General features: G+C 69.7%; 14 protein-coding genes. 12 read left to right on the top strand and 2 right to left on the bottom strand.

Annotated elements, in window-relative coordinates; genetic code table 11:
• Positions 1-51 precede the first annotated feature (51 nt).
• Entirely contained in the window at positions 52-507 is a 456-nt protein-coding gene (locus tag Scani_RS34040; RefSeq protein ID WP_159481552.1) for a carboxymuconolactone decarboxylase family protein, read from the top strand.
• Between the two features lie 296 nt (positions 508-803).
• Here the strand turns inward: Scani_RS34040 and Scani_RS34035 are convergent, their stop codons facing one another.
• Positions 804-1,625, bottom strand: coding sequence for an ATP nucleotide 3'-pyrophosphokinase (locus Scani_RS34035; RefSeq protein ID WP_159481551.1), 822 nt, complete (start codon positions 1,623-1,625; stop codon positions 804-806).
• Positions 1,626-1,918: 293 nt separating this feature from the next.
• On the bottom strand, positions 1,919-2,716 hold the full coding sequence (locus Scani_RS34030; RefSeq protein WP_159481550.1) for a C40 family peptidase: 798 nt from the start codon (positions 2,714-2,716) through the stop codon (positions 1,919-1,921).
• Between the two features lie 725 nt (positions 2,717-3,441).
• On the opposite strand from Scani_RS34030, the gene Scani_RS34025 reads away from it, so the two are divergent.
• From Scani_RS34025 to nuoK, 11 genes are read left to right on the top strand one after another with little or no spacing between them, the layout of a single operon-like run.
• Positions 3,442-3,801, top strand: coding sequence for an NADH-quinone oxidoreductase subunit A (locus Scani_RS34025; RefSeq protein WP_006604811.1), 360 nt, complete (start codon positions 3,442-3,444; stop codon positions 3,799-3,801).
• A gap of 9 nt (positions 3,802-3,810) precedes the next feature.
• Positions 3,811-4,365 (top strand): NuoB/complex I 20 kDa subunit family protein, encoded by a 555-nt coding sequence (locus Scani_RS34020; protein WP_159481549.1) that lies wholly within the window; start codon positions 3,811-3,813, stop codon positions 4,363-4,365.
• Positions 4,362-5,147, top strand: a complete 786-nt coding sequence (locus Scani_RS34015; RefSeq protein ID WP_159481548.1) for an NADH-quinone oxidoreductase subunit C — start codon at positions 4,362-4,364, stop codon at positions 5,145-5,147. Before Scani_RS34020 ends, Scani_RS34015 begins: the two co-directional genes overlap by 4 nt.
• Complete coding sequence (locus tag Scani_RS34010; protein WP_174872784.1) at positions 5,147-6,523, top strand: NADH-quinone oxidoreductase subunit D; 1,377 nt, start codon at positions 5,147-5,149, stop codon at positions 6,521-6,523. The genes Scani_RS34015 and Scani_RS34010 overlap by 1 nt, the downstream gene beginning before the upstream one ends.
• Before the next feature lie 35 nt (positions 6,524-6,558).
• Entirely contained in the window at positions 6,559-7,422 is an 864-nt protein-coding gene (gene nuoE / locus Scani_RS34005; RefSeq protein ID WP_159482530.1) for an NADH-quinone oxidoreductase subunit NuoE, read from the top strand.
• Positions 7,422-8,804: an NADH-quinone oxidoreductase subunit NuoF gene (nuoF, locus tag Scani_RS34000; RefSeq protein ID WP_159481547.1), complete on the top strand. Its 1,383-nt coding sequence runs from the start codon at positions 7,422-7,424 to the stop codon at positions 8,802-8,804. Before nuoE ends, nuoF begins: the two co-directional genes overlap by 1 nt.
• The gene (locus tag Scani_RS33995; protein WP_159481546.1) at positions 8,801-11,308 is read left to right on the top strand and encodes an NADH-quinone oxidoreductase subunit G; all 2,508 of its coding nucleotides are present in this window, start codon (positions 8,801-8,803) and stop codon (positions 11,306-11,308) included. The genes nuoF and Scani_RS33995 overlap by 4 nt, the downstream gene beginning before the upstream one ends.
• Positions 11,305-12,693, top strand: a complete 1,389-nt coding sequence (gene nuoH, locus Scani_RS33990; RefSeq protein WP_159481545.1) for an NADH-quinone oxidoreductase subunit NuoH — start codon at positions 11,305-11,307, stop codon at positions 12,691-12,693. Before Scani_RS33995 ends, nuoH begins: the two co-directional genes overlap by 4 nt.
• Positions 12,686-13,276 carry an NADH-quinone oxidoreductase subunit NuoI gene (nuoI, locus tag Scani_RS33985; protein WP_246296303.1) on the top strand — a complete coding sequence of 197 codons (591 nt, stop codon included), beginning with the start codon at positions 12,686-12,688 and terminating at the stop codon, positions 13,274-13,276. Before nuoH ends, nuoI begins: the two co-directional genes overlap by 8 nt.
• Positions 13,273-14,145: an NADH-quinone oxidoreductase subunit J gene (locus Scani_RS33980; protein WP_246296301.1), complete on the top strand. Its 873-nt coding sequence runs from the start codon at positions 13,273-13,275 to the stop codon at positions 14,143-14,145. Before nuoI ends, Scani_RS33980 begins: the two co-directional genes overlap by 4 nt.
• Positions 14,142-14,441 carry an NADH-quinone oxidoreductase subunit NuoK gene (gene nuoK, locus Scani_RS33975; protein WP_018090964.1) on the top strand — a complete coding sequence of 100 codons (300 nt, stop codon included), beginning with the start codon at positions 14,142-14,144 and terminating at the stop codon, positions 14,439-14,441. Before Scani_RS33980 ends, nuoK begins: the two co-directional genes overlap by 4 nt.
• The last annotated feature ends 2 nt before the right edge of the window (positions 14,442-14,443 follow it).

Here is a 14,443-nt window from a genome sequence, read left to right as displayed (position 1 = left end):
CGGCCGGGATCCGTCAGTGCGGTAACGACGAGATTTTCTGAGGAGACAGTGATGGACGCACGAATGAAGAACCCCGCGGTGGTCCTCCCCGAGGCCATGCAGCCGCTCCTCGACGTGGTCAAGGCGACCCGCCAGGGCGGGGTGCCGGAGGAGACGCTGGAGCTGGTGCATCTGCGCGCCAGCCAGATCAACGGCTGCAGCTTCTGCGTCGACGGGGGCGTGAAGAACGCCAGGAAGGCGGGCGTGGGCGACGACAAGCTGTTCGCCGTCGCGGCCTGGCGGGAGGCGCCGTACTTCTCGGACGCCGAGCGCGCCGCCCTTGCCCTCACCGAGGCCGTCACCCGGCTCGCCGACAGCCCGGACCCGGTGCCGGACCCCGTCTGGGACGACGCCGCGGACCACTTCGACGAGCGGCAGCTGTCGGCGATCATCCTGACGATCGGTGTCACCAACCTCTTCAACCGGCTCAACGCGACCACCAAGCAGCCGGCGGGGGCGGGCTGGTAACGGACGGCCTGTTGCGCACCGTTGTGCCCGTTGTGGCCTGCTGAGGCCCGTTGCGGCCTGTGCGGCGTTGTGCGGCCTGTTGGAGCGTGTTGCGGCCGTATGGCCGTGTTGGAGAGCTCTTGAGGCGCCGTGACGGCTCCTGAGGGCCCGTGAGGGGCCCTGCGGGCCCGGGGACGAGCGGTCGGCGGCCCGTCGGTGTATCCGGCGGGCCGCCGTCGTTGCTGCTCTCGTGGGGCGTCACCCGTATTGGGCCGCCCCGGGCGGCGAGGGGATCGCGCGCCTGCGGGACCGGTCCGTCAGCGGCCCGGGACGGGGAGCCGGCGCGCCGGGTCGGGGGACAGTCGGCGCGTCGGAGCGGTCAGCCGCTCGGCGCCCGGCGGCACCGGCACCGCCGCGAAGATCGCGTTCTGCTGCGCCTGGAGCTCCCGCACCCTCGCGGGCGGCGTGCCGGGCAGCCGCTGCTCCTCGTAGAGCTTGTGCGTCTCCAGCTGGGCCGCCTTGCTCTCGGGGGTGTGGAACTGGACCTCGAAGAGCTGGTGGGAGCGGGGCGCGCGCCAGGCGGAGTTGATCGCCTTGTAGCCGGCGGTCCGGTTCCAGGTGTTGGCCCACCGGGTGGAGTCGTTGCCCCAGGCGGACAGCAGCCCGGAAGCGGTGTGCACGCCCTGGCTGTACGAGCCGGCGGGCCACTGCAGGGTGAAACGGACCGAGTCGTTGATCATGCTCAGCGATTCGTCGACGGTCTGGCCCGGGGACTCCCGCATCCAGGTCGCGACCTTGCGCTTGAGCGAGTCCGGCGACTTCAGCCGCTGGTCGAAGCCGATCAGTTCGGCGTGGCTGATCCGGGCGGCCGCACGCACCTCGGGGCTGATGGCCCGCTCGGCGTTCCGGGCACGGTGGACGAAGGCGTCCACCTTCTTGTTGTCGGCGGCCTTCAGCCGCAGCCCGTTCTGGTGCCAGCCGCCGTCGGGGTCGGTGCCGGAGGGCCGGACGGAGACCGGTGCGGACGACGCGGCCGAGGCGGTCGCCGTGTGGACGGCGCCCAGACCGAGCGCGGTGGCCAGTGCGGCGGCCGTCGCGGCCCGGGTGACGATGCGACGGGCGGTGCGATGGGTGTTCATCGAAGCGCGGGTCCCTCTCTCTGGGAATGCCGCATCGCACCCGAGGGGGTACATCTACGGCACAGGGCGAGAGGTGCAACGGCGCGCACCGTTCATCGGTAGCTCCACGAGCCGCCCTCGGGCCCGTACCTGGCTTGATCGTGGCGCTGTACGGCGCGAATCAGCCGCTGGACGGCGCGCGGGGGCGGGGCGGCTCGGCGCCTCCGCGGCCGGAGGTCCCCGCACAGCGAAGGACCGTCCCTCCCGAGCGGCAGGAGGGACGGTCCTCGTGGGGCACTGAGGGTGCGGCGGTCCTAGAGGACGCGCACCGCACCGGTCGGCATGTCGTAGTCGAGGGGGCGCTCGACGATGCCGGTGCTGGAGTTCTGGGCGCCGATGAACTTGCCGCCACCGACGTAGACGCCGACGTGGTAGGCGCTGCCCGCGCTGCCCCAGTACAGGAGGTCGCCGACCTGGAGGTTGTCCAGGCCGACCTGGGTGCCGGCGGTGGACTGGTCCTGCGAGACCCGCGGCAGGTCGATGCCGACCTGCTTGAACGCGGCCTGGGTCAGGCCGGAGCAGTCGTACGCCGAGGAGCCGGTGGCGCCGAGCACATAGGCCTTGCCGAGCTGCGCCTTCAGGAAGGAGACCAGGGTGGCGGTGCTGCCGGTGGCGCTGGACGACGACGGGGCGGACAGGGTCGAACGCTCGGAGGAGCGCGAGGCACGGGCCTGCGCGGCCTCCTTGGCCTTGCGGGCTTCCTCGGCCTTCTTCTTCGCCTCGGCCTTGGCCTTCTTCACGGCCTCGGCCTTGTGCTTCTCGGCGGCCTTGGCGGCCTTGGAGAAGGCACTCTCCTGGAGAGCCTGGCGCTCGTAGTTGAACGCCACCTGCTCGGCGGTGTCGGCGCTCTTCGCGGCGCTGGTGGCCAGCGCCGTCGTGATGGTCGGCATCTCCTGGGTTTCGGAGACGGGCTTCTGCGCGGCGTTGGCCGGCACGGTGGCGCCGGTCACCGCGAGGGTGAGGAAGCCACCGGTCACGCCCGCACGCAGGGCCCGCGAGGACGCGGAACGGCGGGGCTTCCGGTGGCTGGGTATGAGTGCGTTCGGGGACATGGCAATAACGGCTATCAGGCGCCACAGGTTGCTGCCAAGAAAGGTGCAGTGCGCCACACTTGACGTGTACGCGGCGAATAAACCGGACTTTTGGCCGCCGGCCGAGCCGCCGACGGGATGTCCGAATTTCGCGATCATGTTCCTACGCATGGCATTTGCTGCTCGATGCGGGAGCGGCGAGGGCCTATCACTTCCCCATCCGCCACGCCAAGGCTTCCCGGGCGTCAAGCACTTAGTGCTGGAAATAGCGTGGGATAGGTCACTCTTGAGTGTCCGTTATGTTCCTGTGACCTGATGGCGGCCAGCCGCTCGTGAATCGATGCACGCACTGATGATCACGGTCCGGTCACGAGCGGGTCACGTCTACGGGCCGCACGCACATAGCAGTTGGCCAGCTCCAGCGCCAATTTGCCTGTAGCGCGACTCACTTGATAGTGGCAACCCCGCACTGACCAGCGGTAACCCATGCGAATGTCACCTCTCGTGATCACTCGCGTGCTTCACGTATGAAGATCACCGCTCATCCGACTTCATGATCCTTCGCCGGGTGGTGGAGATCACAAAGGCGTTGTTCACTCCCGTGTCGCAGATCACAGACCAGCGGGCATAAGATGCTGGCGGTTCGGGCTTGTGAACTGCCTCACATATGCACGATCTCCATGGGGCAGCCGGAGGGCCCGAGCGGACCGCCATCCAGTCATCGTCGACTGAAGGGAGCGAGGACGGTGAACGCTTACGCGCCCATCCTCGTACTGGGAGCCCTCGGGGCAGGCTTTGCGATCTTCTCCGTCGTGATGGCCACCCTCGTCGGGCCCAGGCGCTACAACCGGGCCAAGCTCGAGGCGTACGAGTGCGGAATCGAGCCGACGCCACATCCGTCCGGTGGCGGTCGCTTCCCGATCAAGTACTACCTGACGGCGATGCTCTTCATCGTCTTCGACATCGAGATCGTCTTCCTCTACCCCTGGGCCGTCACCTTCGACGCCCTGGGGCTGTTCGGGCTCGTCGAGATGCTGCTCTTCGCGCTCACCGTCTTCGTCGCCTACGCCTATGTCTGGCGTCGTGGCGGCCTGGAATGGGACTAGGGGTCACACATGGGACTTGAAGAGAAGCTGCCGAGCGGCTTTTTGCTGACCACTGTCGAGCAGGCCGCGGGCTGGGTGCGCAAATCATCGGTCTTCCCCGCGACCTTCGGGCTGGCCTGCTGCGCCATCGAGATGATGACGACCGGCGCCGGGCGCTACGACCTGGCCCGTTTCGGCATGGAGGTCTTCCGCGGCTCTCCGCGGCAGGCGGACCTGATGATCGTGGCCGGCCGGGTGAGCCAGAAGATGGCTCCCGTTCTGCGGCAGGTCTACGACCAGATGCCGGAGCCGAAGTGGGTGATTTCCATGGGGGTTTGCGCCTCATCGGGCGGAATGTTCAATAACTACGCGATTGTGCAGGGCGTCGACCACATCGTTCCCGTCGACATCTATTTGCCGGGCTGCCCGCCGCGTCCCGAGATGCTGATGGACGCCATTCTCAAGCTGCATCAGAAGATCCAGAACACCAAGCTCGGGGTCAATCAGCAGCAGGCCGCCCGCGAGGCGGAGGAAGCGGCGCTCAAGGCACTCCCGCTGATCGAGATGAAGGGGCTGCTGCGGTGAGTGAGCAGAAGAACCCCGAGCGTCCCGACGAGCCGAACGACCGGAACGGCCAGGACGAAGCCGTACCCGCGCAGCGCGAGGACACCGGCGAGGTGATCGGCACCCGCCGCGGGATGTTCGGCGCCGCCAACGGCGGCGACACCAGCGGCTACGGCGGCCTCGTACGGACCGTCCGGCTGCCCGGCGCGAGCACCCGGCCGTACGGCGGGCCCCGTGGGGGCGCCTCCGGATCGAGCGGCTACGGGGAGTTCGACGAGATCGCCGACGAGCTGGAGGGCGCCCTCGACGAACAGGGCCTGGTCCCCGAGGACGTCATCGAGAAGACCGTCGTCGACCGCGCGGAGCTGACCTTCCACATCGAGCGCAGCCGTCTGCCGGCGGTCGCCCGCATCCTGCGCGACGATCCGGCGCTGCGCTTCGAGCTGTGCACGGGCGTGAGCGGAGTGCACTTCCCCGGCGACAAGGGCCGCGAGCTGCACGCCGTCTACCACCTGCGCTCGATCACCCACAACCGGCTCGTCCGGCTGGAGGTGTCCGCACCGGACGCCGACCCGCACGTGCCCTCGCTCGTGGAGGTCTATCCGACCAACGACTGGCACGAGCGCGAGACCTACGACTTCTTCGGAATCGTTTTCGACGGCCATCCGGCGCTGACGCGGATCATGATGCCCGACGACTGGCAGGGCTTCCCGCAGCGCAAGGACTACCCGCTCGGCGGCATCCCCGTCGAGTACAAGGGCGCCCAGATTCCGGCTCCCGACCAGCGGAGGTCGTACAGCTGATGACTACTGCACCGCACTCCCACTCCTCGAACGGCCACCGCACCTCGAGCGACTTCGACACCACGGAGTCCCTGGCCCGGGAGACCACCGAGGGCACCGTCTACAACGTCTCCGGTGGCGACTGGGACGAGATCGCGGCCGCCGCGGTGAAGTCCGACGACGAGCGGATCATCGTCAACATGGGGCCGCAGCACCCCTCCACCCACGGCGTGCTCCGGCTGATCCTGGAGATCGACGGCGAGACCGTCACCGAGGCCCGCTGCGGCATCGGCTACCTGCACACCGGCATCGAGAAGAACCTCGAATTCCGGACCTGGACGCAGGGCACCACCTTCGTCACGCGCATGGATTACCTCACCCCCTTCTTCAACGAGACGGCCTACTGCCTGGCCGTGGAGAAGCTGCTGGGGATCACCGACCAGGTCCCCGACCGGGCCACCGTGATCCGCGTGATGCTGATGGAGCTCAACCGGATGTCCTCCCACCTCGTGGCGATCGCCACCGGCGGGATGGAGCTGGGCGCCACCACGATCATGATCTACGGCTTCCGCGACCGTGAGCTCATCCTCGACCTCTACGAGCTGATCACCGGCCTGCGGATGAACCACGCGTACATCCGGCCCGGCGGCCTCGCGCAGGACCTGCCCCCGGGGGCGGTCGACCAGGTGCGCGAGTTCGTGAAGAAGATGCGCAAGAACATCGGCGAGTACGACAAGCTCGCCACCGGCAACCCGGTCTTCAAGGGCCGCATGGAAGGCATCGGCTATCTCGACCTGGCCGGCTGCATGGCCACCGGTGCCACCGGGCCCATCGTGCGCGCCGCCGGACTGCCGCACGACCTGCGCAAGACCCAGCCGTACTGCGGTTACGAGACCTACGACTTCGAGGTGCCGACCGCCGACACCTGCGACTCGTACGGCCGGTTCCTCATCCGGCTGGAGGAGATGCGCCAGTCGCTGCGGATCGTCGAACAGTGCCTGGACCGGCTGGCGCCCGGCCCGGTGATGGTCGCGGACAAGAAGATCGCCTGGCCCGCCCAGCTGGCCCTCGGGCCGGACGGTCTGGGCAACTCCCTCGACCACATCAAGAAGATCATGGGCACCTCGATGGAGGCCCTGATCCACCACTTCAAGCTGGTGACCGAGGGCTTCCGGGTCCCGCCGGGGCAGACGTACGCGGCCGTCGAGTCACCCAAGGGCGAGCTGGGCGTGCATGCGGTCAGCGACGGCGGCACCCGTCCCTACCGGGTGCACTTCCGCGACCCGTCCTTCACCAATCTCCAGGCCATGGCGGCGATGTGCGAGGGCGGCCAGGTCGCCGACGTCATCGTCGCCGTCGCGTCCATCGACCCCGTGATGGGAGGCGTCGACCGGTGAACGCCACTCCGGCAAACCATGACGTGCAGCTGGGGATGCCCGCGCTCCCCGCCCCCGACTACCCGGTGGACGTACGGGCCCGGCTGGAGGCGGAGGCCAAGGAGGTGATCGCCCGCTACCCGGGCGCGCGCTCGGCGCTGCTGCCGCTGCTGCACCTCGTCCAGGCCGAGGAAGGGCACGTCACCCGCACCGGCATCCGCTTCTGCGCCGAGATGCTCGACCTCACCACCGCCGAGGTCACCGCGGTCTCGACCTTCTACTCCATGTACCGCCGCAAGGCGAGCGGTGACTACCAGGTCGGCGTCTGCACCAACACGCTGTGCGCGGTGATGGGCGGCGACGCCATCTTCGAGGACCTCAAGGAGCACCTCGGCGTCGGCAACGGCGAGACCACCGAGGACGGCGCCGTCACCCTCGAACACATCGAGTGCAACGCGGCCTGCGACTTCGCCCCGGTCGTGATGGTCAACTGGGAGTTCTTCGACAACCAGACGCCGCAGTCCGCACGGCAGCTGGTCGACGACCTGCGGGCCGGCCGGAGCGTCCGGCCCACCCGCGGCGCGCCGCTGTGCACCTTCAAGGAGACGGCCCGGATGCTCGCCGGATTCCCGGACGAGCGGCCGGGCGCCGTCGAGGCCACCGGCGGAGCGGGCCCCGCCTCGCTGATCGGGCTGCGGCTCGCCAAGGGCGAAGCCGTCCCCGGCCGCGGCGCCGACCATGTCATCGCGCCGCGCGCCACCGCCGACGGCGCCGCCGACGGGACCGGTGGCGAACCTCCGTCCGGCCACCCCGCCGAGGAGCCGCCCCCGGGGCACCCCAGCTCCCACGACGCACCGCAGCAGACCGCGGCCTCGGATGACCAGCACCCGGCCGGCCCCGCAGCAGAGGAGGGGGAGTGATGACCGTGGCAGCCGAACACGGGGGTGCCTCCCGGCCGGAGGCCGGCGGGGAGACCAACGCCGAGAAGCTTCTGACGCCGGTCCTGTCCGCCTTCTGGGACCAGCCCGAGCCCTGGACGCTGGAGACCTACCGCCGGCACGAGGGCTACGAGGGCCTGCGCAAGGCGCTCGCCATGCCCCCGGACGACGTGATCGCGTACGTCAAGGACTCGGGGCTGCGCGGCCGCGGCGGCGCGGGCTTCCCGACCGGGATGAAGTGGCAGTTCATCCCGCAGGGCGACGGCAAACCGCACTACCTGGTCGTCAACGCCGACGAATCGGAGCCCGGGACCTGCAAGGACATCCCGCTCCTCTTCGCCAACCCGCACTCCCTCATCGAGGGGATCGTGATCGCCTGTCATGCGATCCGGTCGAACCACGCCTTCATCTATCTGCGCGGTGAGGTCGTGCCCGTGCTGCGCCGGCTGCACGAAGCCGTGCGCGAGGCCTACGCGGCGGGCTTCCTCGGCAGGAACATCCTCGGCTCGGGACTCGACCTGGATGTGATCGTGCACGCGGGCGCCGGCGCGTACATCTGCGGTGAGGAGACCGCGCTGCTCGACTCCCTGGAGGGGCGTCGCGGACAGCCCCGGCTGCGTCCCCCCTTCCCGGCGGTGGCCGGCCTCTACGCCTGCCCCACCGTGGTGAACAACGTCGAGTCCATCGCGTCGGTTCCCGCGATCATGAACCGGGGCAAGGACTGGTTCCGGTCCATGGGCAGCGAGAAGTCCCCGGGCTTCACGCTCTACTCGCTCAGCGGCCATGTCACCCACCCCGGCCAGTACGAGGCCCCGTTGGGCGTCACCCTGCGCCAGCTGCTGGACATGAGCGGCGGGATGCGCCGCGGCCACCGGCTGAAGTTCTGGACGCCGGGCGGCTCCTCGACGCCGATGTTCACCGACGAGCACCTCGACGTCCCCCTGGACTACGAGGGCGTCGGCGCGGCGGGCTCGATGCTCGGCACCAAGGCGCTGCAGTGCTTCGACGAGACCACCTGTGTGGTCCGGGCGGTCACCCGCTGGACCGAGTTCTATGCGCACGAGTCCTGCGGCAAGTGCACGCCCTGCCGCGAAGGCACCTACTGGCTGGTGCAGTTGCTGCGCGACATCGAGGCAGGCAAGGGCCGGATGGACGACCTCGACAAGCTGAACGACATCGCCGACAACATCAACGGCAAGTCCTTCTGCGCCCTCGGCGACGGCGCCGCCTCGCCGGTCTTCTCCTCGCTGGCGTACTTCCGCGAGGAGTACGAGCAGCACATCACCGGCAAGGGCTGCCCCTTCGACCCGGCCAAGTCGACCCTGTGGGCCGACAACGACGCTCACCTGGGGGTGAACGCATGACCGTCACCACAAATGCCCCTACGGGGGGCGGCGAGGCCGCGGTCCCGCCGGAGGACCTCGTCACCCTGACGATCGACGGCATCGAGATCTCCGTCCCCAAGGGGACGCTGGTCATCCGTGCCGCCGAGCTCCTCGGCATCGAGATCCCGCGCTTCTGCGATCATCCGCTGCTGGACCCGGCGGGCGCCTGCCGGCAGTGCATCGTCGAGGTCGAGGGCCAGCGCAAGCCGATGGCCTCCTGCACCATCACCTGCACCGACGGCATGGTCGTCAAGTCGCAGCTCACCTCGCCGGTGGCCGAGAAGGCCCAGCGCGGCGTGATGGAGCTGCTGCTGATCAACCACCCGCTGGACTGCCCGGTCTGCGACAAGGGCGGCGAGTGCCCGCTGCAGAACCAGGCGATGCAGGTCGGCGACCCGGAGTCGCGCTTCGAGGGCAAGAAGCGCACCTTCGCCAAGCCGGTGCCGATCTCCACCCAGGTGCTGCTGGACCGCGAGCGGTGCGTGCTGTGCGCGCGCTGCACCCGCTTCAGCAACCAGATCGCCGGCGACCCGATGATCGAGCTGGTCGAGCGCGGTGCCCTCCAGCAGGTCGGCACCGGGGAGGGCGACCCCTTCCAGTCGTACTTCTCCGGCAACACCATCCAGATCTGCCCGGTCGGCGCGCTCACCTCCGCCGCCTACCGCTTCCGCTCCCGCCCCTTCGACCTGGTCTCCTCGCCGTCGGTGTGCGAGCACTGCGCGGGCGGCTGTGCGACGCGTACGGATCACCGTCGCGGCAAGGTCATGCGGCGGCTGGCGGCGAACGACCCCGAGGTCAACGAGGAGTGGATCTGCGACAAGGGGCGGTTCGCCTTCCGGTACGCGCAGCAGCGCGACCGGCTGGAGCAGCCCCTCGTCCGCAACCCGGAGTCCGGTGAGCTGGAGCCGGCGAGCTGGCCCGAGGCCCTGGAGGCGGCGGTCCGCGGGCTGTCCGCGGCGAAGGGGCGCACCGGTGTCCTCACCGGCGGCCGGCTGACCGTCGAGGACGCCTACGCCTACGCCAAGTTCGCCCGGATCGCACTGGACACCAACGACATCGACTTCCGGGCGCGGGTGCACAGCGCCGAGGAGGCCGAATTCCTGGCGTCGCAGGTCGCCGGCCGGGGCCGGGATCTGGACGGCAGGGGTGTCACGTACACCGCGCTGGAGCAGGCACCGGCCGTGCTGCTGGCCGGTATCGAGGCCGAGGAGGAGGCACCCGGTGTCTTCCTGCGGCTGCGCAAGGCGCACCGCAGGAGCGGGCAGCGCACCTTCGGGCTGGCCGGTCACGCTTCCCGAGGGCTGATCAAGGCCGGCGGCATGCTGCTGCCGGCCGCGCCCGGCACCGAGACCGAATGGCTGGACGCGCTCGCGGGCGGCGTCGGTCTGGACGGCGAGGGGCAGGCCGCGGCCGAGGCGCTCCGGGCCGACGGCGCGGTGATCATCGTCGGCGAGCGGCTGGCGGCGGTGCCCGGCGCGCTGACCGCCGCGGTCCGTGCCGCCCGTGCCACCGGCGCCCGGCTGGTGTGGATTCCGCGGCGGGCGGGCGAACGCGGCGCCGTCGAGGCGGGCGCCCTGCCCGGCCTGCTGCCCGGTGGCCGGCCGGCCACCGACCCGCGGGCCCGCGACGAGGTCGCGGCCGCCTGGGGCGTGGCCGCGCTGCCGCAGCGGCACGGCCGGGACACCGGCCAGATCATCGAGGCCGCGGCGACCGGCGAGATCGGCGCGCTGCTGGTGGCGGGCGTCGAGGTCGCCGACCTGCCGGACCCGGCCCGTGCGCTGGCCGCCCTGGACGAGGTCGGCTTCCTGGTCAGCCTGGAGCTGCGGCCCTCGCAGGTCACCGACCGGGCGGACGTGGTCCTGCCGGTGGCGGCCGTCGTGGAGAAGTCCGGCACGTTCCTCAACTGGGAGGGCCGGGCCCGGCTGTTCGAGGCCGCCCTCAAGCCGGACCAGATGACCCGCCGGCACCTGCTGCCGGACTCCCGGGTGCTGCACATGCTCGCCGACGCCCTCGACGTCCACCTGGCGCTGCCGGACATCCGCTCGGTACGCCGCGAGCTGGACCGGCTCGGCGGCTGGGACGGCCCCTACGCGGGCGAGCCCATGGAGACCGGGCGCCCGCTGCCCCGCCCCGACAGCGGCGAGGCGGTGCTCGCCGGACACCGGCTCCTCCTGGACCAGGGGGTGCTCCAGGAAGGTGACGAGGCACTGGCCGGCACCCGGCACGCGGCCCTCGCCCGGCTGTCGCAGACCACCGCGGAGGAGACCGGGGTCAAGGACGGTGACCTGCTGGCGGTCACCGGACCGGCCGGCTCGGTCCGTCTGCCGCTGCGGGTCACGGCGATGCCCGACCGGGTGGTGTGGCTGCCGCTCAACTCCACGGGCGGTGGGGTCGCCGCCGACACCGGGGCGCAACCCGGTGACCTGGTGAAGATCTCCGCCGCCCCGGGCACGCCGGAGCCGGCCGAGGAGGTGGACGCATGATGCAGCTCTCTCAACTCGCAGCTGCCGGCAGCACGCTGGCGCAGGAAGACCTGTCGATGTTCGGCCGCGACCCGTGGTGGCTGGTCGTCATCAAGGCGGTCTTCTGCTTCGCGTTCCTGATGCTGACGGTGCTGTTCTCGATCGTCTGGGAACGCAAGGTCGTCGCCTGGATGCAGCTGCGCATCGGCCCCAACCGGCACGGCCCCTGGGGGATGCTCCAGTCCCTCGCCGACGGCATCAAGCTGATGCTGAAGGAGGACCTGGTCGTCAAGCGGGCCGACAAGGTCGTCTACGTCCTCGCGCCGGTCGTGGCGGCCATCCCGGCCTTCATGGCGATCGCGGTGATCCCCTTCGGCCCGGCCGGCAACGAGATCTCGATCTTCGGGGTCCGCACCCCGATGCAGCTCACCGATCTGCCGATCGGCATCCTCTACATCCTGGCCACGGCCTCGGTCGGGATCTACGGGATCGTGCTGGCGGGCTGGTCGTCCGGTTCCACCTATCCGCTGCTCGGCGGGCTCCGCTCGTGCGCGCAGATGATCTCGTACGAGATCGCGATGGGCATGTCGTTCGCGGCGGTGTTCCTCTACTCCGGGTCGATGTCGACGTCGACCATCGTGGAGTCGCAGCAGAACCGGTGGTACGTCCTGCTGCTGCCGGTGTCGTTCATCATCTACATCGTCGCGATGGTGGGCGAGACCAACCGCGCGCCGTTCGACATGCCGGAGTCCGAGGGCGACCTCGTCGGCGGCTTCAACACCGAGTACTCGTCCATCAAGTTCGCGATGTTCATGCTCGCCGAGTACATCAACATGGTCACCGTCTCGGCGGTCGCGATCACGCTCTTCCTGGGCGGGTGGAAGGCCCCCTGGCCGATCTCCACGTTCTGGGAGGGCGCGAACCACGGCTGGTGGCCGCTGCTCTGGTTCACGATCAAGGTGCAGCTGCTGCTGTTCTTCTTCATCTGGCTGCGCGGCACCCTTCCCCGGGTGCGCTACGACCAGTTCATGAAGCTGGGGTGGAAGGTCCTCATCCCGGTCTCGCTGGTCTGGCTGATGCTGGTCGCCACCGTCAGGGCGCTGAAGAACGAGGGCTACAACTTCTCCCAGATCGTGCTCTACGTCGCCGGCGGCGCCGTCGCGCTGCTGCTGATCTCCCTCCTCGTGGACTTCTTCCGGCGCGGTGAGAAGGAGGAGGAGACGGACGGCGACGGGGCCTTCGACCCGATGGCCGGCGGTTTCCCCGTGCCGCCGCTGCCCGGACAGAGCCTGCCGCCGGTGCCGCGACGCCGGCCGCGCCGTGATCGCGAGCTGATTGTCAGTGGCGGGCCGGACACTGTCAGTGACGGAATCGGAAACGACGGAAAGGGGGGCGACGGTGCCTGAGTTCCAGAACCCCGTGGCCGGCTTCGGCGTGACCTTCAAGGCCATGTTCAAGAAGCGGCTGACCGAGCAGTACCCGGAGGAGAAGAAGCCGACGGCGCCGCGTTTCCACGGCCGGCACCAGCTCAACCGCCATCCGGACGGGCTGGAGAAGTGCATCGGCTGCGAGCTGTGCGCCTGGGCCTGTCCGGCGGACGCGATCTATGTCGAGGGCGCGGACAACACCGCCGAGGAGCGCTACTCCCCGGGTGAGCGCTACGGCCGCGTCTACCAGATCAATTACCTGCGCTGCATCCTGTGCGGCCTGTGCGTGGAGGCCTGTCCGACCCGCGCACTGACGATGACCAACGAGTACGAACTCGCCGACCGTTCCCGCGAATCGCTCATCTACACCAAGGAGGAGCTGCTCGCGGGCCTGGCGGAGACGATGGTCGACTCGCCGCACGCCATCTACCCCGGCATGACGGAGAAGGACTACTACCAGGGCCTGGTGACCGAGGCCGCCCCCGGGACCGTCCGTCAGGTCGCGGTCTCCAAGGGCGAGAAGGCCGACGGGAACGCCCCGGAGAAGGAGGCGAACGCATGACCGGCCTCGCCGCCGCGGCCTCCACGACCTCCACCGGAGAGGCCGTGCAGTTCTGGATCCTGGGCCTCGTCGCCGTCAGCGGCGCGCTGTGCACGATCCTGATGAAGCGGGCCGTGCACAGCGCCCTCTCCCTCGCCGGGACCATGATCGTCCTGGCGGTCTTCTACCTGGCCAACGGCGCGTACTTCCTCGGCGTCGTCCAGATCGTCGTCTACACCGGCGCGATCATGATGCTGTTCCTGTTCGTCGTGATGCTGGTCGGGGTCACCGCGGCGGACTCCCTCAAGGAGACGCTCAAGGGACAGCGCTGGCTCGCCGCCGGACTGGGCATCGGCTTCGGCATCCTGCTGATCGCCGGGATCGGCAACGCCTCGCTCAAGGAGTTCGACGGCCTGGGCGGGGCCAACGCCGGCGGCAATGTGCAGGGCCTGGCCGCGCTCATCTTCACCAAGTACGTCTTCGCCTTCGAAATCACCGGCGCGCTGCTGATCACGGCGGCCGTCGGCGCGATGGTGCTCACCCACCGGGAGCGCACGGAGCGCGCCAAGTCCCAGCGTGAGCAGTCCGAGGCGCGGATCCGCGAGGGCAAGCAGGTGCCGCCGCTGCCCGCCCCGGGCGTCTACGCCCGGCACAACGCCGTCGACATCCCGGGCCTGCTGCCCGACGGCACCACGTCCGAGCTGAGCGTCAGCCCGACGCTGAGGGAGCGCGGCCAGGTCCGCGATGTCTCCGGCGAGTCGCTCGCCGAGCTGAAGGCGCTGGAGGAGCGCTCCGAGGACTGGCTGGGCCGGGGCTCCGATGAGCCCCGGCCCTCGTCGTCCGGTGGTGGCGTGGCGCCGAAGGAGCACAAGGAGGGGGCCAAGAAATGAACCCGGTCTACTACCTCTATCTCGCCGCCCTGTTGTTCACCATCGGTGCGGCCGGGGTGCTGATCAGGCGGAACGCCATCGTGGTGTTCATGTGCATCGAGCTGATGCTCAACGCCTGCAATCTCGCCTTCGTCACCTTCTCGCGGATGCACGGCAATCTGGACGGCCAGATCATCGCCTTCTTCACGATGGTCGTCGCCGCGGCCGAGGTCGTGGTCGGCCTGGCGATCATCGTGTCGATCTTCCGCACCCGTCATACGGCCTCGGTCGACGACGCCAGCCTGATGAAGCTGTAAGG

The organism is Streptomyces caniferus (assembly GCF_009811555.1).
Taxonomy (GTDB): domain Bacteria; phylum Actinomycetota; class Actinomycetes; order Streptomycetales; family Streptomycetaceae; genus Streptomyces; species Streptomyces caniferus.
Note: the sequence above shows the minus strand (reverse complement) of the source record. Positions and strands in the feature narration are given on the sequence as shown.